The 20783-nt window shown below is 37.5% G+C and carries 17 protein-coding genes; 2 read left to right on the top strand and 15 right to left on the bottom strand.

Annotated elements, in window-relative coordinates:
- Window positions 1-247 precede the first annotated feature (247 nt).
- Entirely contained in the window at window positions 248-679 is a 432-nt protein-coding gene (locus ACSBFT_RS04310) for a LytR/AlgR family response regulator transcription factor (protein WP_489603674.1), read from the top strand.
- Between the two features lie 338 nt (window positions 680-1017).
- On the opposite strand, the gene ACSBFT_RS04305 is transcribed toward ACSBFT_RS04310, so the two are convergent.
- The gene (locus tag ACSBFT_RS04305; RefSeq protein ID WP_463045671.1) at window positions 1018-1344 is read right to left on the bottom strand and encodes a DMT family transporter; all 327 of its coding nucleotides are present in this window, start codon (window positions 1342-1344) and stop codon (window positions 1018-1020) included.
- Between the two features lie 244 nt (window positions 1345-1588).
- Between ACSBFT_RS04305 and ACSBFT_RS04300 the strand changes: the two genes are divergently transcribed.
- Window positions 1589-1825 carry a hypothetical protein gene (locus ACSBFT_RS04300; RefSeq protein WP_489603673.1) on the top strand — a complete coding sequence of 79 codons (237 nt, stop codon included), beginning with the start codon at window positions 1589-1591 and terminating at the stop codon, window positions 1823-1825.
- Between the two features lie 369 nt (window positions 1826-2194).
- Here the strand turns inward: ACSBFT_RS04300 and ACSBFT_RS04295 are convergent, their stop codons facing one another.
- The 14 genes from ACSBFT_RS04295 to ACSBFT_RS04230 form a co-directional block, all read right to left on the bottom strand.
- Entirely contained in the window at window positions 2195-2401 is a 207-nt protein-coding gene (locus tag ACSBFT_RS04295; RefSeq protein WP_489603672.1) for a Cif family virulence factor, read from the bottom strand.
- 99 nt (window positions 2402-2500) lie between these two features.
- A complete protein-coding gene (locus tag ACSBFT_RS04290; protein ID WP_489603671.1) occupies window positions 2501-2719 on the bottom strand; it encodes a hypothetical protein in 219 nt (72 codons plus the stop codon).
- Between the two features lie 76 nt (window positions 2720-2795).
- Entirely contained in the window at window positions 2796-3719 is a 924-nt protein-coding gene (locus tag ACSBFT_RS04285) for a 3-keto-disaccharide hydrolase (RefSeq protein ID WP_489603670.1), read from the bottom strand.
- A gap of 223 nt (window positions 3720-3942) precedes the next feature.
- A complete protein-coding gene (locus ACSBFT_RS04280; RefSeq protein WP_489603669.1) occupies window positions 3943-4986 on the bottom strand; it encodes a methyltransferase in 1044 nt (347 codons plus the stop codon).
- A gap of 431 nt (window positions 4987-5417) precedes the next feature.
- The gene (locus tag ACSBFT_RS04275; RefSeq protein ID WP_489603668.1) at window positions 5418-6143 is read right to left on the bottom strand and encodes a polysaccharide deacetylase family protein; all 726 of its coding nucleotides are present in this window, start codon (window positions 6141-6143) and stop codon (window positions 5418-5420) included.
- Complete coding sequence (locus ACSBFT_RS04270) at window positions 6136-7974, bottom strand: glycoside hydrolase family 9 protein (RefSeq protein WP_489603667.1); 1839 nt, start codon at window positions 7972-7974, stop codon at window positions 6136-6138. The genes ACSBFT_RS04275 and ACSBFT_RS04270 overlap by 8 nt, the downstream gene beginning before the upstream one ends.
- Before the next feature lie 299 nt (window positions 7975-8273).
- On the bottom strand, window positions 8274-9731 hold the full coding sequence (locus ACSBFT_RS04265) for a multicopper oxidase family protein (RefSeq protein ID WP_489603666.1): 1458 nt from the start codon (window positions 9729-9731) through the stop codon (window positions 8274-8276).
- A 216-nt stretch (window positions 9732-9947) separates the two neighbouring features.
- The gene (locus ACSBFT_RS04260; protein WP_489603665.1) at window positions 9948-11231 is read right to left on the bottom strand and encodes an efflux RND transporter periplasmic adaptor subunit; all 1284 of its coding nucleotides are present in this window, start codon (window positions 11229-11231) and stop codon (window positions 9948-9950) included.
- Window positions 11232-11498: 267 nt separating this feature from the next.
- Entirely contained in the window at window positions 11499-12062 is a 564-nt protein-coding gene (locus ACSBFT_RS04255) for a DUF2911 domain-containing protein (protein WP_463047887.1), read from the bottom strand.
- 82 nt (window positions 12063-12144) lie between these two features.
- On the bottom strand, window positions 12145-14631 hold the full coding sequence (locus tag ACSBFT_RS04250) for a heavy metal translocating P-type ATPase (protein WP_489603664.1): 2487 nt from the start codon (window positions 14629-14631) through the stop codon (window positions 12145-12147).
- Between the two features lie 53 nt (window positions 14632-14684).
- A complete protein-coding gene (locus ACSBFT_RS04245) occupies window positions 14685-14993 on the bottom strand; it encodes a heavy metal-binding domain-containing protein (protein WP_489603663.1) in 309 nt (102 codons plus the stop codon).
- 22 nt (window positions 14994-15015) lie between these two features.
- Window positions 15016-16245: a TolC family protein gene (locus ACSBFT_RS04240; RefSeq protein ID WP_489603662.1), complete on the bottom strand. Its 1230-nt coding sequence runs from the start codon at window positions 16243-16245 to the stop codon at window positions 15016-15018.
- Window positions 16242-20066: an efflux RND transporter permease subunit gene (locus ACSBFT_RS04235; protein ID WP_489603661.1), complete on the bottom strand. Its 3825-nt coding sequence runs from the start codon at window positions 20064-20066 to the stop codon at window positions 16242-16244. The genes ACSBFT_RS04240 and ACSBFT_RS04235 overlap by 4 nt, the downstream gene beginning before the upstream one ends.
- 87 nt (window positions 20067-20153) lie before the next feature.
- Window positions 20154-20573, bottom strand: coding sequence for an HYC_CC_PP family protein (locus tag ACSBFT_RS04230; protein WP_489603660.1), 420 nt, complete (start codon window positions 20571-20573; stop codon window positions 20154-20156).
- Window positions 20574-20783: the final 210 nt, after the last annotated feature.

The following is a 20783-nucleotide window of genomic DNA, read 5'->3' as shown; positions in this document are numbered from 1 at the left end:
TTATTATAGGAATTTTATGATTCAGATATTAAGTCTTCCAGCCAGAATGATTTTGGTCTATGTAACCTTGTATCACTTGTTTCCTAAATATTTTCTTAAAAATAAACATGGCAAGTTCATCGTTTTCCTTATTCTGTTATTGGTATTTGTTTCCATCTTTATTCAGCGGGTTGTATTCTTTTATATTATTCAACCCTATTATCTACAAAGCTTCAAATCTTCAAATTTCTTCGCTATTACTGAAATCATGAATACGCTATTAGATGTTAATATGGCGGTCATTATACCTTTAGGCTATACGTTCTTCAAAAGTTGGCAAAAGTCGAATGAAAAAACTAAGGAACTGGAAAAGGAGCAACTTAATGATGACATGTTCATTTATTTGAAAGTTGAAAAATCACTTCAGAAAATTTCAATAAATGATATTATATTTATTGAAAGCCTTAAAAACTATATAAAAGTCAAAACCACTGATAAAGAAATTATTGCCTATAAAAGTATTTCTGCAGTAAAAGAATTATTGCCTAAAGAAAAGTTTTTGAGGGTGCATCGCTCATTTATTGTAGGTCTCAATTTTATTGATTCATTTTCGCCAAGTAAATTAGATTTGAAAGGTATCTCAATACCTGTTGGTCGAAAGTATAAAGAAGAAGTTAAAAATGTTTTAGGCTATTTTTAGATTTGGTTGCATTCCCCTCGCTTTCACAATATTGTTGGTTAATGCTACTTTTTAAATGACAGCAACGCACTCCTATATAATTAGTAGAGGCTTCCGAAACGCCCATTTGCCGGTTTAGCACAGACTTTTTAAGAGTTTGATTAAAGTATTTTTATTGATTGTGTGTGACTTGAATCGCACATTTATTTCTTTAACCCGCTTTCGCTTTACTCATTAGAAAATCTCCCGATAGCAATCGAGACTCGAATGAATCCTTGATGAGTTTATCGAAAGCACCGAAACCTTAATCCCTACATTCGGGGCTAATTATTAGCAGTATATGTTATTTTTTTTTAAGATTAATGTGAGACTACTTTCAGCCCAATAATGGAGGTAATTAATGTTGTAATGAAAAATAATCGCCAAAATGTGGCTGGTTCCTTAAAAATTAGCATTCCAACCAAAACTGTCCCTACAGCACCAATTCCTGTCCAAACTGCATATGCAGTTCCTATTGGTAGTTGCTGAGTCACTTTTACAAGCAGAAACATACTTATTCCTAAACAAATCAAAAACCCTATGTACCAATAAGTTGTTTCAATTCCTGTTGATTCTTTTGCTTTTCCAAGACAAGCCGCAAAGGCTACTTCAAATAGTCCAGCAATAATTAATAGAATCCAATTCATTTGCATTAATTTCTTTTTGTGACGACTGCCAATCTTAAAATACATTCTGTTTTTGGCATTACTGCCATTGGCTCCGCATACATGCCCTGACCAAGATTTTGCGGTGCATGAACGTTGCATGCCATGTGTGTGCATGGAATGGCGAATTTAGGTCTTTAACGGAACAATCCAAAGGCTGATAGACTGGGTGTCGCCATTCCATAAATAAGCGAGAGAGACGTAACCCAAAGCTAAGCAAGCGGCAATGGCAATCCCACAAGGCAGTCCACTGAGTTCAAACATTATACTTGACCAGTTGGTGGATAAAGAATTCAAAAGAAAAGGCTTGTTATTTGTCTGCTATGCAAATGGTTTTAGTATCTATTACAAGTCAAAAGAAGAAGCCAAACGAATAGGATATGAGATGCATCTCTTTAGAAACAGGTTGAGATATTGTATTGGAGTGATGGGGACGCAAAGTCTGGAAAAAACCCGAAAGTAAGCTACAGAATCTGATTAGACTTGGGGCAAGCGTTCCGATGGAGCCGTGGTCTTACAAGAATGGGAGGCTGCACTAGGCTTGCCTAGCAGCACAAAAGCATACTGATAGCTATCGGAATTAAAGATTACCATCAAGCTAGAAAAGTTAAAATTATGAGGGCATGTTGGATCATTATCACTGCTTACAACCAGAGATTTAATGAACCGTGGTATAAAGACGAGCACACCTAGTGCCGTATGTTGGCCACAATGGAATTGCCGTAATGCAATTGGCGTATGATGGGGCTGGCGGCGTACCAGAGGCGTACTCCTTCAGTTACTACTTCTGGAGCAGTCTTCTCGATTGGCAGTAATGTTTTTTTCTAGCTTTTTACGCTACTGGTTTTGCTGGGGTTTCAGAAGCGTGCTCATACACAATTTTCCATTTATTGTCTATTTTGTTATAAAGTAAACTCGTCGTATGGATGTCATTCTTAAAGCGTTCGCCAGTTTTAAGTTCAACTTCTAGTGTTCCTGTCCAAGTACAAAGCACAGAAGTTTTTGACATAAATAGGACATCCTCACTTAATTTCGTCAATGAGAATGATTTTAAAGCTGAAAATGATTCTTTCAAGTCATTTTCCAAAATTTGATAATCTGAAGTCGCACCCACTACACTCACACTCTTAACATTCTTTTAGTATCCCTGCATTGCCGCCTCAGCATCAAGGGCATTCAAATTTGAAACGATTTGAGTATTGATATTCGAAATTTCTGTTTTTGCAGTTTCCTTTTCGTCTACTGTCAATTCTGTTTTTGCGGATGAAGTTTCTTGAGAGTCACTCGAATTTTTGCAACCGATAAATACAATCGATGCGAAAAAAATTAAGACTCCTAAAAATTTGATTTGTTTCATTTTTTTTAAATTTGTTTTTGCTTACTCCAATCCGTTTTTAGCTTCCCTGTTATTGTATTAATCGAATTTCAATGATTTATATCTTTGGCATCTCATTAATCCGTTTAAGCCTGACGTCTTTATAGTATACTTCAGCCCCTTCCGATTGAATCACTAGCTTGCCAGCCTTTCGAGGGCTTTTATCGCTCATTTTTCTTGCGTTAAATAATCTCATAACAACAGTACCATTGACCATGTGTATACTTGAATCACCAAAGCAGATTAGGTCAATGTCATTCCACTCTCCATGCTTATTTTCTTTGTCTGGAAACTTTTTAACATACATTTTCACTAAACTATCCATTAAGCCTACTTCTACATATTCTGTTAGTCCATCTTTATAAAACTTAGTAGTTGAGTAGGTTCGAAGCGGTGAATTTTCATCATATTGATGGAATTTACTATCTGTAGGTTTACTCGGAACATCGATTTCTATGTCTCCTATTGGCCAGAAATCTCCCATGTTACCTTCTTGAATTTCAAATTCCACCGTATTCAAATAGGCATATGCAGATCCAGGTTCACCAAATCCATGATATAGCAAACCAGTATTCCTGGATTCATATACTACAGGTGCGTGCTTGTCATTGCCCCATTTAACTTTCAGTTTGAGATGATAGTTGCCATAATCCTGCTCTGTAAACATCATGCCAAAAGCGGTCCCTGAGATGCGAATGGCACTACCATCCTCCAATTGGACTACATCAATGATGTCCTGCGTAGGATTATCCAAGCCCAAAAAACCCTCCTGGGTTATGTCATAAGCAGAGAAAGGACTATTGAAATAAGTATGCCAGCCAGTTAAGTCTTTACCGTTCCAAATTGAAATCCATTCCTTTTCTGAATCTGTCAATGCTGTTTTCTCGGATGAAATTTCTGGAGAGTCACTCGAATTTTTACACCTGACAAATAAAGTTGATGCTAAAAATATTAAGACTCCCAAAAAATTGTTTTGTTTCATTTTTATTCTAATCAGTTTTAAGCTTCCCTGTTATTAATTATTAAGTTGGTTGCCAAGGTGATATTGCATTATTGCCAACATTGGTATAGCGGTGACTCCGGCAAAACCATTAACTTTCAAGATTGTGATTGTACGCGTTCCCCCACACTTGAATAAATTCAAAATACCTACTTAGTTCTAAAATAAAGATACACTAAAGTGCTTTTGAGATTATTTAACAAACTTATTTATAAGCAATAGCCGCACTTGAAGGTCCTGTCAATGGCATTATAGAAGTTGATTTAAATCCAACTTGTTTCGTCCATTTATTAAAATCATCAAAGGTATAATCAAAGCCATCGGCGGTTTCTATCAGCATATTCAAGCTCATCATCATACCAAAAGCATTTTGTTTTCTTTCATTGTCTATCACGGCTTCAATGGCAATAAATACACCTCCATCAGGCAAGGCATCATAAGCTTTTTGAATCAGCTTGATTTTATTTTCCTCATTCCAGTCATGAAGTATATTGCCCATGGCCACCACATCTGCTTTTGGCAATTCTTCGGCAAAGAAATCACCGCTAATCGCTTTAACACGATCGGCTAATTGAAACTTTTGAATTGTTTCATTCGCAATGGATTCAACTGGCGGTAAATCGAATGTTTTACATGTCATATTAGGGTTATGCTTGGCCACCATGAGAGACATCACTCCTGCGGAACCGCCCACATCCAAGAAGGTATCATATTTTGAAAAATCGAAACCTTGAGCCAATGCTATGAAGTTTCCCATTTGCATGCCAGTCATGCCATTGACAAATATTTTTAGCAAATCAGGACTGCTGTACAACAATTCAAAAATAGGTTTTTCTCCAATGCTGACTTCATTTTGTGCTTTTCCTGAGATAAGTGCCTCATCTAAATTCCCCCAGAATCCGTAGAGCCGGTTGTTCATCATTTCCAAAATCCCTCCAATGTAAGACAGTTTGTTTTTGTCTAAGAAAATGTCAGAATCGGTTCCGTTTGAATATTCAGCACTCTCCAGCAAACCTTTTCGACTTAAGAATCCGAAACTTGTCAAGACATCGAGGAAATCAAAAAGATGCCTATCCGTACATCCAAGTTTTAAAGCTTTTTTAATGGAATTGCCAGTCATATTTCCTTTGTGAGCCAAAAGTGTAAACAATTCAAAATTTACAGCTGTCAACAAGATTTTTGATGGCCAAAAACCTGTACCGATTTGCATAATCATCTCTGGAGATGGTTCATTATTCTGATTTCCCATTTTAATATAAGTTTTAGATTAACCCGCTTTATGCATTAGGCAATTTATGCCGTAGCTAAACTACTTCAACTCATTACACTTCGTCTAGCTCAGCACAGGCTACACCCATTTAAACTCAATCACCATAGCCCTTCGACATTAGCTCAGGGTAAACGCTATGCTAATTTCCTTTAATTGTCTGATTTATTGCACTTTAATTACTCATAACAATTCCTCAACGCATAATCCGGGTTTAAATACTATAAGGACTTCTCAAATGTCTTCAAAACTAGTGACACATGAAGTTAAGTCCTTTATTCTTAAGTCCTTAAAATTTTTAGGGAATGGTAATTATACTTAACGGAATCCCGTTATCGAAGGAGTGAAACTTTTTTGAAGCATTATTTATTTATTCTTTTTATGAGAATTTCACGTGTATGTTTAGTCAAAAACTAGAACTTCGAAAAATGATAACCCTCCTTTTTTAATTTATTAATGAGTTCATCTAGGTATAAATAGAATTTATCCTCTCTTTTCGGGCTAGTACCAGGATGAATTAGCAAGTGAAAGCCATTCATATTGTGGGATTCTTGATAGGTATATATGCTTTCTAAAATAGCATTACTTGTGATATAGTTTGGCATATCAGGAGTGGTATAGTCGGCATTGCTACGAGTTCCCGGTGAAAAAATTACAGTTATTTGATCTAATTCTGTGGCTATTTCCACCACTTTTTTATTGTACCATTCGTATGGCGGCATAAAGTACTTTGGAAGAATCTTAAGTCTTTTCAAGGTTTCAAGATTGTGTAAGATATCCTCTTTGATTTTATTTTCAGAATGTAGAAGGCTATCTCTTTTAGTCCAGTCGCAGTACAAAAGATGCTTATCAGAATGAGCTCCAACAAAGTGTCCTTTTTTTACAATGGCCTTTACTAAATCCTCATTAGCCCTAATAAAATCACCAGTAAAAAAGAATGAGCCTTTTACTTTTTGTTTATTTAGTACACTCATGACATGTTCAAAACCATCCACATAATAATGGCCAGTAAAGCATAGGTAAATGTTTTTCTTCGAGGTATCAGTTCTAATAATTGCCCCTTGTGCATCGATCACATGCTGAGCATTAATAGAAATATTAATTAGAAAAAAGAGGAGACTTAAATAGATTTTATTCACTACTCATCTTAATTAAAATAAGAAGTAATTCTGCTGAACCATCTAGCGTTGGCTCATTGGTGCTATAATCTGACCAATCATCCATATACTTGATGTGTTTGGGCTGTAAGTGACTGTATTCATCAGGTTCAGACAGGGTAATCCCTAACATGTTATCGTGAATGGTAGACCAAAGCGGCCCATCAACCAGGCTTCCCTTGATGGATTTTTTATAAATTCTCCAAAATGGCATGTGTACATCCACGGGTGTATCTGCATTTTCTGGAATTTCTGTAATCATACTAGAATTCCAAGGGTTTAATCCCAATAGCCAATTCATATGATCTTGCATGAGCGAACGATATTTTTTTGAGCCCGTCATTTCTTCATATAACATAGCTTGAGTGGCCACTGCTGCCGCCAGATTATTAGAGCACCATATAAACAGATGGCCTACACCATACGGGTTTTGATCTGCTTTCTTTTTTATGTTTTCTAGATTGTGTTCGTAATGATTTATCATCTCTTTTTTGTCTTTTGCATTACCAACTTGCCACAAGGCGTAATGCCCCATGTTGACATAGGGATACATTTCGTAATGACTAGCAGAATCCCGCTCCATCCAAGACCAGTTGCCAATGATTTTTGCGTAAGCTCTTGCATCTTTAAGATACTTTTTCTCTTTGGAGATCTTATACAAACAGGCCGCAGCCCACTCCATGTCGTCTGCCCAAGTGTTTTCCTCATAGCGATAAGGTGCTCCAAAACTGTTGCCTTGTTGATAACCCTCTTGCTGCTTTCCCATGGTGTAAAGTTCCTGTGCAGCTTTCAGACAGGATTGAGCAAACACTTCATACGTCTTAAACTGGCTAAAGATTTGATAGCCTAAGGCCAAGGTTGCCGACGAACGACCTGCTAAATTAGCAATTCCTGTGGCCCGGCTTTTGTACTTGGATAGCCCCTGTGGCTCACCTGTAGCGTAATAAACCGGTCTGTAGTCATTTGGTCCCCATCCATAATCTGCATTTTCTTCGTGAGGCAGTTTAAAGCCTCTATGATCTCTATCATCTGCCACCTGATGGTAAAGTTCATCAGCACTTGGGTGTAGTTTTAATAGCCATTCCAGTCCCCATTTTGCTTCATCAAGCACATCTGGTAACTGATTATTACCTTTTAATCCTCTAGCATCTACTTCATCAAGAAAACCATCTGGATTCATTTGATATGCCATGAGTAATCTGGCAGCCGTGTTGCTACTGGTAATAAGATATTTTAACTGGTCACCGGCATCGTGCCAGCCACCTGTGGCATCTATTCTGGTGGAATCTAATCGCTTTCCAAAGAAACTTAAACCGTCTTTTTGATGACAAAACTCTTGGGTATACGGATTGAAACCACATCGTTGTGTTCGAATAAAACTAACCACATCTTCTTGCCATGCTGGATAAGGACCAATGGTAAAATCATGACTTTGAACTTCACTTTCTTTTAATTCAAAATAGTAATTTCCTGTTTTATGAAAGTCTGAAAAATCCGCACTGTAATAATTAGAAAATGGATACCAAGACTTTATATGTGGTGTGCAGGTGTACTCATTAATTGTTTTTCCATTTTTATCCTTTAGAAGCACTACAGGATTGTCTAAGGCTCCTTTGCTAAGAATAAGAGCCTTTTTGGGCATATGGCTTGGGTAACCCGCCAGGTTAACTCTAATCTCTATGGCAGATTGAGACTGAGCATTAAAGGCAAAAGCCAAAAAAAACAACATACAAAACACTCGCACTTTATTCATAAACCATTTGATTCTTGACAGTTCACTTTTTTCATGTACCAAAGCTTGTAAATAAATCATCCATTTCAAATTTCATTAAACTTGTTAGCACTTGGCTGAATTCGTGGTTTAATATAAATCTGTAGATGGTGCGAGATATTGAAAGCTTCTGATAAGACACTTTTACCTTTTCTTCGAATAGCAAAAGCTAGTTTAAAATCCACCATAACACCACGCACTCTGGTAATGGTTTCTACATTTTTGACAAAACTTACAAAACCGGGAAGGCAACAATGTCATAAGTCAAACCAATGGCCTTTCAGGGCGACAGACTTTAAGCCGGAATATAATTACGAGCTTTAAAATGCTACTATAAGTCTTTAGACAACTTCAAAATTCTGCATCATCCCATCATCCTCATGTTCCAAATTATGACAGTGAAAGACAAATTTCCCTTTTTGTTCAAATTTCATTATCACTTGCACTTTCTCACCAGGTGCCACTAACACAGTATCTTTCCAACCTGTTTCATGTGGCAATATGATTCCACGACCTCCTTTACGGGAAATTAACTGAAACTGTACGGCATGAATGTGCATCGGGTGTGGCTCATCTCCAGAGGAATTATCAAATTCCCAAATTTCTGTAGCTCCAAAAGGGACCGTTTCATCAATTCGATTCATATCAAATACTTTATTATTGATACGGTGCATGCCCCCCTTTAGACTTAGCATTTTCATCTTCAGTTCAAAATTTCGGGTCTTTGTACTCCCCGAAATTTTAGTCATTGGAATCAGCGTATTCGGTAACTTGAAGGCATCTTTTTCCTCCGTAGTAATACTAAATTTCAAAATATTAAACTCATTTTTTCCTTGTGCTTTTCCCATACCGCTGAAGGTTTTACTCATCAAAAACAAATCCTCTCCCACAGGATACTTTGAAAAATCAATGAGTAAGTCTACTCTTTCTCCTGAGCCTAAAAGAAGACTATTGACCTTTTGAGGCTGAGGAAGCATGCCATTATCCGAACCTATCACATAATAATCGGAACCATCACTTAAAGCGAGGTTATAGATCCGAGCAGACGAGCCATTTAGAATTCGGAATCGATAAAAACGGGTCGCAATATTGAGATAAGGCTTAAGTGTACCATTGGTCATTATTTGATCACCTAAATACCCATCCATGGTTTCCTGCATTTTGGGTGCGTACTTTATTGAACCATCGTTATTAAACCGCTTATCTTGAATAACTAATGGAATCTCAAATTGGTTACTTGGCAAAGACAAGGCTTTTTCTGCATCACTTTCAATGATAAACATTCCAGATAATCCATGGGTCACTTGGCTTCCTGTGGATTCGTGAAGGTGTGGATGGTACCAGTTCATTCCTGCTTGCTGATTGACCTTGAATTTAAACTGAAACTCATCATGGGGTTCTATTATATGTGTAGGATGACCATCCATTTCGGGTGCAATGACCAATCCATGCCAATGGATATTTGTATCTTCGTTTAATTCATTCCTAAACGATAAATTCACCTCCTCTCCTTGCCGAGTACGGATTGTTGGTCCCAATAAAGCACCGTCATATCCCATAACAGATACCTTTTGATTTGTTCCAAAAGCATCTTGACCATTCATTGCTTTCATTTGGCCAATAGCAGATAAGGTGGCAGGCATTCTTAAAGGATTGCCGATATCTGCAGAAGTAAAATCCATTGGAACAATATCCGCATTATTACAAGATGTCAAAGCTACATTACCGGCAAACAATGTAATGGCACCTAAACCCAAACTTTTAAAAAAGTCCTTACGACTCAATTGATTATCTCTCATTTATTATTTTCAATAGACCATACCATTACGAATTTCCAAGAACGAAAGTCGGGCTTAAGAATTTCCCTTTACCTCATAACGAAGAGGGAGAGATTTACAGTATTGTCGGTATGCATTCTATCCTTACATTCAGAATCATTTTTTAATAGGTATTTAAAAGATTATTATTCACTCCAAAGACGACTGCTTTCATTTAATTAATTCAAACAATGAATGCTACTTCATTTCGCCATGATTGTGCCCGGCCATAGCTTTACCACCTTCTGGATTCATCATACTGGGTTTGCCCGCCAGCTGAGCTGCTGCATCTATGCTAAAAGTACCATAGGTTACAATTTCCTCACCGTATGTTAAACCGTCTGTAATGATATATGAATCTCCTAATGATGGCCCTAGCGTCACTACACGCATGGCAAAACTTGTACTTTGCTCGTTCAACGATTTCACATAAACGACAGAACGTTCTCCTGTCCACATTACAGCAGACTTTGGAACCACAATATCTGATTGACTACCCTTTACCTGACTTAATAGCATACCGGTCACAAACATCTCTGGCTTAAGTTTATTTCCAGGATTAGCCGTAACAACTCTTGCCTTGGCCACTCTCGTGGTAGGGTTAATAAATGGGTCGATAAAGCTAATTTTCCCTTTAAATTTTTGACCAGGAAATGCCTGAATCGTGTATTCGACAAGGTCTCCTGTCTTGATCCAGGTTAAATCACTCTCATATACATCAAATAATACCCATACTTGTGATAAATTAGCCAATTCAAATAATGAAGAGCCTCTGTTAATGTAATCTCCTAGTTGGATTTTTTTATTAATGACGACACCATTAATATCGGATAGAATTGGAAATCTTTCTTGAGGCTTTCCTGTCAGCAAAATGTTTTCTATCTGACTATCGCTTAGCTTCCAATTTCTCAATCTTTCTTTTGACGCTGCGAATAATTGAGGTTGCATAGCTTTCATCTTTTGGGCCTCAAATAATTCTTCCTGTGCAGTCACCAATTCTGGCGAATAAATTTCTGCAATAACTTTCCCTTTCGATACATATTCCCCTGTAGTATTGATATACAACTTCTCTACTCTTCCAGAAATGTGTGCTGTTTGTGTAGAAACAGACCTCTCGTCTACCTGAATTTTACCAGACAAACGTAACTCTTTGGTTGCTTTTCCTTTTTCAATGATGGCTGTTTGGACGTTTGCCAATTGCATTGCTGTAGGAGACATCTTTACTTCCATGGGATTTTCATCATCCGAATCGCCCATATCTACCGGTATTAAATCCATTCCACAGAGAGGACATGGGCCTGGTTCACTTTGCCTAATTTGTGGATGCATAGAACATGTCCAGACTTCTGAGCCATTAGCCATAGAGTGATTGTGCTCATCTTGTTCTGCTTTACCCTCGCCAAAAAACAACCAACCGAAGAATAATCCTAGGATTAGAGTTAAGAGGGCAATCAGCAGTGTTGGTCGGTTTACATTTTTCATTTTTATCTTTTTTAATTCTCTTCAGACAACTACTAACTTTTTCTTTAAAAATTGAATACTCTATGCCGTTTCACCGTGGTTAAATTGCTTTGGCATTCATAATTATCCATATACTTCACAGGCTCGTTTTTCAATAATACAATATCGCCTTACCGAAAAATTCATAAGGCCACCTTTCATCAAGACAAATCGAAACCATACCAATCTTCAAGCATTTATGTACAGAAGCGTTATTTTGCAATCTTCTTTTAAATCAACACTGATTGATTATTTAGCATTTTCAAAATCAAACGAAACGTTAACTTTCTCCCAACTCATTTTTATTTGGCCTTTGTTTTTCCCTAAATCTATGACGTCGTAGGTTAGAGATTCTACGTTTGATTTATTTTTACTTGGCTTAACTTTAATTCGAATGATATCATTTTCCGTTTTATAATCATCCGCTAAGTGCATATCCCAAACTTTATTGACAATTAATACCCATTCATTTTTTCCAGGAATAGTGAAAAAACCGTACTTTCCCTTTGGTATTAATACCCCATTAATTTTCACATCCTTACCAAAATCTATCCAAGTAGCCTTATGAGCACCAGAAGCCCAAACTTGGTCAAAAGCCACAAGCCCATTCCAAATACTACGCCCTCTTACGCTTGGAGAGCCATAATCAATGTGCACGTGATTTTCTCCAATCATCTCCATAGCTGATAATCGTGGGCTTGCTGGTTTCTTTTTAGTGTCTGAAGTCACTTCCGAAACATTATTATGATCATGTTGAGCAAATCCCATTTTGCTCACGAATATGATGGTTATTATTATGATTAGTTTTTTCATCTTTAATTAAATTTAGTGTTGCTACTGGCAACATTTTTTTATAAACAATTTCTTAAAAATCCATTTTAGCGTTTTCATACCTTTACAATTTTAAACTTCTCAACCTCAAAGAATTAGCAATTACCGAAACCGAACTAAAGCTCATCGCAGCTGCGGCTATCATAGGCGAAAGCAACAGTCCGAAAAATGGATATAAGATACCAGCAGCAATAGGAATTCCTAAAACATTATAGCCAAAGGCAAAAAACAAGTTTTGTTTAATGTTTCGCATCACTTTATGGCTGAGCGTTTTTGCTTTTACTATACCTTGTAAATCCCCTTTCAACAAAGTAATTTTAGCACTTTCTATAGCCACATCTGTTCCCGTACCCATGGCAATTCCGATATCTGCCTGTGCCAGTGCTGGTGCATCGTTAATACCATCACCTGCCATGGCTACCACTTTGCCTTCGGCTTGAAGTCTTTTTATTTCCGCCAATTTATCCTGTGGTAAACATTCGGCTTTGAAGTTGCTAAGGTTTAGTTCGTTTGCCACCGCAGCTGCCGTATTATGATTATCGCCTGTGAGCATAATGACTTCAACACCCTCATCCATCAACTTTTGGATAGCATCCTTGCTACTACTTTTTATGGCATCAGAGATAACTAAAAAACCCTCCAATTGCCCATCAACAGCAAAATAGGAAACAGTTTTTCCTTTTTTCTGTTCCATTATAATTTGCTCTTTTTCGTTTTCAGAAATGGCTATATTTTTATCTAGCAAAAGTTTATCATTACCAATTACAATGCTTTTATTATCTACTATTCCTATAACACCTTTTCCAGAAACCGCTTCAAACTTGGAAATAGCTTTAACAGCTATACCTTCATTTTTTGCTTTATTTACGATGGCTTCAGCCAATGGGTGTTCGCTTTGAGAGTTAATAGAAGCCGCCAACAGCAAAAGCTCGTTTACAGCATAAGTATTGAAAGAATGGATCTTTTCTAAAGATGGTTTACCTTCCGTAATAGTGCCTGTTTTATCTGTAATGAGTACATCCACCTTGTCCATTTTTTCCAAGGCTTCGGCATTTTTAATCAAAACACCAATTTGGGCACCTTTGCCGACACCCACCATGACGCTCATTGGGGTGGCTAAACCTAAAGCACAAGGACAAGCTATAATAAGCACCGCCAACGCATTGACAAAAGCATAAACATAAGAAGGTTCGGGTCCAAAAAACTTCCAAACAAAAAATGTAATGACCGACACGATAATTACCGTAGGAACAAAATATTTAGAAATAGTGTCTGCCAATTTTTGAATGGGTGCTTTGCTTCGACTGGCATCGTTCACCATTTTAATTATTTGAGCAAGCAAGGTTTCATCTCCTACTTTTTCGGCTTTCATCACAAATGATTTATTGCCGTTGATAGTCGCCGAACTTACCTTATCATTTACATTTTTTTCTACAGGAATAGGTTCACCCGTAATCATACTTTCATCTACATTACTGTTTCCTTCCGTAATGCTTCCATCAACCGGTATCTTATCACCAGGTTTTACCCTCAGTAAATCACCTACTTTAATATCATGGATGGAAATTATTTTTTCAACGCCATTTTCCACCAAAACAGCCTCTGTAGGTGCTAATTTCAGCAATTCTTTTATGGCTCCACTGGTTTGGCTGTGTGCCCTTGCCTCTAACAATTGCCCTAATAAAACCAAGGTTAGAATTACAGTTACCGCTTCAAAATATAGAAAAACACTACCATCCGCGTTTTTGAATTGGTCTGGAAAAATAGAAGGAAAAAGTAAGGCCACAATGCTAAATATAAATGCAGCTCCGGCCCCAACACCTATCAAACTGAACATATTTAAATTCCAAGTTTTAAAGGAAACCCAAGCACGTGTAAAGAACATCCAACAGGCATAAAAGACAACAGGAAGAGACAGCCCAAATTGAATCCAATTTTTAAAATCAACATTAAGGTATTTTGTTATTGGATTATTTGGAATCATTTCGCCCATTACCAAAATCAAAATAGGCAATGTAAACACCACCGCAACTTTAAACTTTTTAAGTAATTTTTGATAGGTTTTGTTTTCATCATCCGTAGGGACTAATGGCACTAAATCCATTCCGCAAATGGGACAGCTTCCTGGCCCATTTTCAACTATTTCTGGGTGCATCGGGCAGGTGTACTTTGAGCCACTCTCAACGCTTGCTTGTTTCACCAAATCCATGCCGCACACGGGACAGTTGCCTTCCTTTTCATACATTTTATCGCCTTCACAGTGCATCGGGCAATAGAAATTTCCATTATTATCTGATGTTGGAATATCTACTTTTAAAGGAACTTCTTCCATTTTTTCATTCAACATTCCTATTCTATACTTTCCTCCTTCTTTTTCCAAGGCTGCCTTAAACGTTTCTAATGGAATATGACTTCCCATTTCAATAGTTGCCGACTTGTCTTCCAGGTTTACTTCCACATTAGTAACCCCAGGCACTTCGTTTAACGTTTTTTGAACATGGCTTCGACAGCCATTACAAGTCATTCCAGTTATTTGATACTTATGTTTCATTTTTAAAAAATTAAATGAGGGTACAATATTTCTTATACCCTCATAATTATAAGCTAGTCCCTATGCATACTTTCATCCGTTGGCTCTAATTCCATTTTACAGATGGAACATTTGTCTCCCTTAACACCCGTAATTTCAGGATGCATAGGGCAAGCGTAAATTGTTTCCGTCATTTCCATACCTTCATGATTCGTGTCATCGTGATTATTCATGCCATTGTGATTCATTTCACCATTTTCTTCACCATCCATGTGTTCATGAGATTCTTCATTGTTCGCTTCACTTCCACAAGAGCTAAATGTTAACGCAGAAAAGAATAAAAAAGCAGAAGACAGTGCGATTGTTGAAATTGTTTTTTTCATTTTGAAATTGATTTGTTAAAAGTTAAAAAGTATTTTTTGCCGTAATAAAGTCAATCTTAGCTATGGCTAAATGATAATTCTTCATGACGGTAGCTTTAGCCATTTCGTACTTTAGTGTTTCTTGTTGCACCCTAAGCACCTCCTCAAAATCTCTTCCTGAATTGGCATAAGCCGAATAAAGCAGATTTATGATTCGGCTATTTCTATCTATTTGGCTTTGATAATGCAGATAAAGTTCTTTAGCCCTTTCTACCTCAAAAGATGCTGTGGAATAAGTACTCCAAAGTTTGTTTTCCATCCCCTCTCTCTTTTCAGAAAGTGCTACTTGAATCAATTGTGATTCTTTCACAAAAGCTACATTCTTCTTTTTGAAAATCGGTAGGCTTAGCGTAACCATTGGCATTAAAACATCTTTACCATTTTGTGCCATTTCCACATCCTTTCTTTTGGAAATCATGGCGTAATCTAGACCTATTCCAAAATTTGGTTTGGATTTTAATTTGGCTAAATTCTCATTTGCTATCTCTGCTTCTATTTTGGCATCAATCAATTGCAGAGATGGATTCGTCTTTATGTATGCCTCAATAGAATTCTCGTTTATTGGGAGAAGTAAGGGGTTTTCAATTTGTACTATTAAAGTATCATTTCTATTTAAGAGTCTATTAAATGATACATAAAGTGGATTAAGACTTTCATGAAGTATTTTAATATCTGTTTTCACATTTTCCAACATAATATCCACTCTTAGAATATCTGTAAGAGGAACTTTCCCATTGGCATATTTTATGGTGCTGACCTGTTTGTAGGTATCAAGGATTTTCAGGTTTTCTTCATTGATTCTAATGTGCTCCATGACTTCATAAATTGGAAAATAAGTCTGTTTAACGTTTAGAAATAATTCATTTTTAGCCACGGATATCTCCTTGTATTTAGCCTGAGCCATTAAACTAGCGGCATCTTCTCTAGCTTGTAAAGTGCCAAACCAAGGAAACATTTGGCTGAGGGAAAGTTTTGCCCTTTGGGCACCCACCCTAGTTTCAATTGGACTCACAAAAACACCAAGAGAAACCGTTGGGTCTGGCAGCGTATTTACTTGCGGTATTTTTTGAAGTGCGGCATTGAATTCACTAAATCCGGCTTTAATGTCTGGATTATGCTCAGCCGCTTCTTTAAGATATTCCTCCAAAGTCTGGCCTTGACTGCATATTGATAAGGAAACGAAGAACAGGATATGAATAATTGATTTCATCATGATTTCAGTTTTTTTAATTTCCTTTCCTCCCTTATAGAGAAAAGTACAGGTAGTATGAAATAAGAGGTGATGTCGATTATCATTCCGCCAAATGCTGGAATAGCCATAGGTAACATAATATCTGCTCCTTTACCCGTAGAAGTGAAGATGGGAAGCAAAGCGATGATAGTGGTGGTAGTGGTCATGGTACAAGCTTTTATTCTTCTGTGCCCACCAATAACTACCGCCTGACGGAGTTCTTTTAAATTACTATACTTGTTCTCTTTAAAGCTTTGGGTAAGATATGTTCCCATAAGCACGCCATCATCTGTGGCAATACCAAACAGTGCAATAAAACCTACCCAAACAGCCACGCTTAGGTTGACAGTTTGCATTTGAAATAGATCATGCATATTAGTCCCAAAAAAACCGAAGTTCATAAACCAGGGTTGACCCCAAAGCCAGAGCATGATAAAACCACCACTAAAGGCTACAGAAATACCAGTAAAAACCATTAAAGAAGTGGAAACGGAATTGAACTGAAAATATAAAATCAGGAAAACGATTCCCAAGACTAAAGGGACAATGACAGCCAGTCTTTTTTCGGCACGAATTTGATTCTCATAACTTCCAGAAAACTTATAACTGATACCTGACGGAACCACCAATTCCCCGTTATCAATCTTACGCTGAATATGTGCTTGAGCAGCTTCTACTACATCTACTTCGGCAAAGCCTTCCTTTTTATCAAGTAGCACATAACCCACCAAAAAAGTATTTTCACTTTTGATCATTTGGGCTCCTTGTACATATTCCAAATCAACCAAATCACCTAAAGGAACCTGAACACCAGTTGGCGTCGGGATATAGATTTTTTTTAGACTGCTGGGGTCGTCACGGAGTTCTCTTGGATATCGAATCCGAACAGGAAATCTTTCTCTACCTTCTACTGTAGAAGTTATCTGCATCCCACCTATGGCTGTTTCTATCGTTTTTTGAACATCTTCAACGGTTAGGCCATATCGAGCAATGGCATCTCTGTTAATATTCAGATGTATATAAGGTTTACCTACAATTCGGTCTGCAAAAACGGCTTCTTGTTTTACAGAAGGTACTTCTTTCAGAATGGCTTCTAGTTCCATTCCAAATGCCTCAATGGTTTTTAAATTTGGTCCATATACCTTAATTCCCATTGGTGCTCGCATACCTGTTTGGAGCATAACGAGTCGTGTTTCTATGGGTTGCAGCTTAGGAGCTGATGTAACGCCGGGTATTTTGGTTACACGAACAATCTCATTCCAAATATCGTCACTTGACTTAATTTCTTTACGCCAATTTCTGAAGTACTCACCATCTGGGTTTGTCAATAAATCTGTGGTACTAATACCTTTTAACAGAGCATCTTGATTGGAAAGGGTATCGCCGCTACAAGTGATGAAATCATTATTGTCATCCACCATAAAACGCTGTCTATGTCCTTTTGAATTTACGGCGTATTCTGGCTTATAATTGATGATGGTTTCATACATTGAAATAGGTGCTGGGTCTAATGCCGTCTCAGCTCTACCCATTTTTCCTACTGCCAGGTCCACTTCAGGAATGTTGGCCAAAAGCATATCCAATTGCTGAAGCACCTGCTTATTTTGAGCTACACCTGCATGAGGCATAGAAGTTGGCATTAGAAGAAAACTTCCCTCATTTAAGGAGGGCATAAATTCTTTGCCCATTCCTGGGAAAGAATTTGACATACCAGACCATATCACCGTATTTCGGATATTGATATCTACTTTATCAAAACCCGTTGATACAAATCCAAAAATAGAATTAAAACCCAACCAAATGTTTGCAGCCAGAAAGATTAGAAACGAGGGAATCAAAAGAAAGCTGGTTTTGTGCTCCAGACACCAGCCTAAAATGCGGGTATAATAATGCTCCAAAAGCAGGAAAATACTTATTATGACACCCACGATGATAGCCACGAAAATGAAATTGGTCATTAAAGAGGTGGAAGCACCCAAGGGTAACCAATATTTAGCCAGAAGCCACACAACGGCTATAAGTGAGACAATTAATTCCCCATGCCTTAAAGCAAAGGCAGGTATCTTGGGAAGTTGTTTATTCTTGAAAAGAAGGTAATTTTTGCTTGTACCGATGAGTCCGTACAGAAATAAAATGCTACCCGGCAAGAAATAGCCCATAGTGAATGTGACTAAACCAATAAGAATTAAAGCAAAGCTGCCATATTTATTCACCTTGTCGTTTTTGATTTTGAAACCAAAAAACCAATGAGCAAAGCTTGGCAACAATAATAAGGCCACTATCAATGCCGCTATGAGTGCAAAGGTTTTGGTAAATGCGAGTGGCGTAAAAAGCTTACCCTCTGCGGCTTGTAAAGTAAATACAGGCACAAAGCTTACAATGGTAGTGGCTACCGCCGTAAGAATAGCAGAGCTCACCTCAGAGGCACCTAGATAAACGGATTCAATGAGCGTTTGTGACGGAGGGGCTTCCTCCATCTTTTTAATTACATTTTCTGAAAGAACTATCCCTAAATCTACCATCGTACCAATGGCTATAGCAATACCAGAAAGAGCCACAATGTTGGCGTCAACATGGAAATATCGCATAGCGATGAAAACCATCAAAATTGCTATAGGAAGTAAACTTGAAATTAAAATAGAGGCCCTCAGATTTAAGACCATCACCATCACTACCAATAAACTGATTAAGATTTCTAGTGAGAGTGCTTCCTCTAAAGTGCCTAATGTCTCCTGAATGAGCTGTGTTCTATCATAAAAAGGGACTAAAGTCAGTTGGCTTTCTACACCATTTGCCAATGTTTTCTTTGGCAATCCACTGGAAATATCTTTGATTTTATCTTTTACCGCATTGATGACATGCAGCGGATTAGAACCGTATTTGGCTACTATTACGCCACCAACCACTTCAGCTCCATCTTTGTCTAGTAATCCTCTTCTGGTAGCAGGTCCTAATGTTACTACGCCAATGTCTTTAACTCGAATAGGAACATTTTGATTGACCCCTACGACGGCTTTTTCCAAATCTTCTACCGAACGTATGTAACCTAAACCCCTTACTAAGTATTCCGCTTTATTTATTTCAATCGTTTTAGCCCCTACATCTCGGTTAGACTCTTTAACCGCTTGCATAATTTTATGCAAAGGAATGCCATAAGCCCGCATGGCATCGGGATTCACATCAATCTGGTATTCCTGTATATATCCACCAATAGAAGCTACTTCTGACACTCCTTCAACAGCATTCAGTCCGTATTTAACATAGAAGTCTTGAACGGAACGAATCTCGTGTAAATCCCAGCCTCCCGTAGGGTTGCCATCTTTATCTCGCCCTTCTAGCGTATACCAATATACTTGTCCCAAAGCTGTAGCATCTGGACCAAGAGCCGGCTGTACCCCTTCTGGTAAAAGATTAGTCGGTAAGGAATTAAGCTTCTCTAGAATTCTGGATCGAGACCAATAGAATTCTATGTCTTCATTAAAAATAATATAGATACTGGATACCCCGAAAATGGATGAACTACGGATGGATTTAACTCCTGAAATTCCCAATAATGAAGTGGTGAGCGGATAGGTAATTTGGTCTTCAATATCCTGCGGAGAACGACCCATCCATTGCGTGAAAACAATCTGTTGGTTTTCTCCAATATCAGGAATAGCATCCACAGGAACGGGGTCTGAAGGCAGAAAACCTGTTTGCCAACCGAAAGGTGCGGTTATTATGCCCCAGCCCACTATAAGAGCTAGAAATAAGAGGGTTACAAGCTTGTTGTAAAGAAAATATCGGATTATTTTATTTAACATATCATTAGATAACATTAAGTAATTAATGTTTTAAGACATAGTCATGCCTTATGGTCTGTTACGAAAGACCCATTCTATGATAGTGTATTAAATAAGGAAAGATTGAAACAAGATCTGGACGTCTTGTTTTATTAGAGGATGTGGAGTATAGTTGGTATAAAAATTATGATCTTCTAATAAAGGGAAATTAATATTGAAAAAAGTGTAAACAAATGCAATGCTAAAATCAGGGTTTACGGTTATTTGTTCTCTCGTGGATTGATAATCATCTTGAATATCAAGCTGATAAACAAGATTGGCACAGCAGTTTTCTGAAATAAATGGCTGTCCGTTGTGAACTACTGCATTGTCAACGTCCATCGACGACATTCCACAATCCAAATTATGTTGACCAAAGCCCACCTCTGATTTTACAGCATGACCACCACAAAAGTGGGTGGCAAATGTAAATCCCATGTGACTGAATAGAATCAGTGAGGCTAGCGATATGGCGATTAGTTTTTTCAATACTTCAAAATAGACAATTATCTCATCGAAAAAGAATGATGAAAATCATTATTACAAAATAACAATGATTTCTTTGAATTGGTCTTACACAATTTCTCGAAGTTCTTACACAATTATGGTATTAATCTCTTTGCCATAAATATCTAAACCCGCTTTATGAATTAGGCAATATCGCGATTTTATCGGGACCGTAGCTAAATTGCTTCAAAT

This window comes from Arcticibacterium sp. SM2516 (genome assembly GCF_057914865.1).
Note: the sequence above shows the minus strand (reverse complement) of the source record. Positions and strands in the feature narration are given on the sequence as shown.

Excerpts from the sequence above, each read along its gene's own strand:
- ACSBFT_RS04310 (WP_489603674.1), top strand. The coding sequence starts at position 248 with ATGAATACGCTATTAGATGTTAATATGGCGGTCATTATACCTTTAGGC.
- ACSBFT_RS04305 (WP_463045671.1), bottom strand. The coding sequence starts at position 1,344 with ATGAATTGGATTCTATTAATTATTGCTGGACTATTTGAAGTAGCCTTT.
- ACSBFT_RS04300 (WP_489603673.1), top strand. The coding sequence starts at position 1,589 with ATGGCAATCCCACAAGGCAGTCCACTGAGTTCAAACATTATACTTGAC.
- ACSBFT_RS04290 (WP_489603671.1), bottom strand. The coding sequence starts at position 2,719 with ATGAAACAAATCAAATTTTTAGGAGTCTTAATTTTTTTCGCATCGATT.
- ACSBFT_RS04285 (WP_489603670.1), bottom strand. The coding sequence starts at position 3,719 with ATGAAACAAAACAATTTTTTGGGAGTCTTAATATTTTTAGCATCAACT.
- ACSBFT_RS04280 (WP_489603669.1), bottom strand. The coding sequence starts at position 4,986 with ATGGGAAATCAGAATAATGAACCATCTCCAGAGATGATTATGCAAATC.
- ACSBFT_RS04270 (WP_489603667.1), bottom strand. The coding sequence starts at position 7,974 with ATGATTTATTTACAAGCTTTGGTACATGAAAAAAGTGAACTGTCAAGA.
- ACSBFT_RS04265 (WP_489603666.1), bottom strand. The coding sequence starts at position 9,731 with ATGAGAGATAATCAATTGAGTCGTAAGGACTTTTTTAAAAGTTTGGGT.
- ACSBFT_RS04260 (WP_489603665.1), bottom strand. The coding sequence starts at position 11,231 with ATGAAAAATGTAAACCGACCAACACTGCTGATTGCCCTCTTAACTCTA.
- ACSBFT_RS04255 (WP_463047887.1), bottom strand. The coding sequence starts at position 12,062 with ATGAAAAAACTAATCATAATAATAACCATCATATTCGTGAGCAAAATG.
- ACSBFT_RS04250 (WP_489603664.1), bottom strand. The coding sequence starts at position 14,631 with ATGAAACATAAGTATCAAATAACTGGAATGACTTGTAATGGCTGTCGA.
- ACSBFT_RS04245 (WP_489603663.1), bottom strand. The coding sequence starts at position 14,993 with ATGAAAAAAACAATTTCAACAATCGCACTGTCTTCTGCTTTTTTATTC.
- ACSBFT_RS04240 (WP_489603662.1), bottom strand. The coding sequence starts at position 16,245 with ATGATGAAATCAATTATTCATATCCTGTTCTTCGTTTCCTTATCAATA.
- ACSBFT_RS04235 (WP_489603661.1), bottom strand. The coding sequence starts at position 20,066 with ATGTTAAATAAAATAATCCGATATTTTCTTTACAACAAGCTTGTAACC.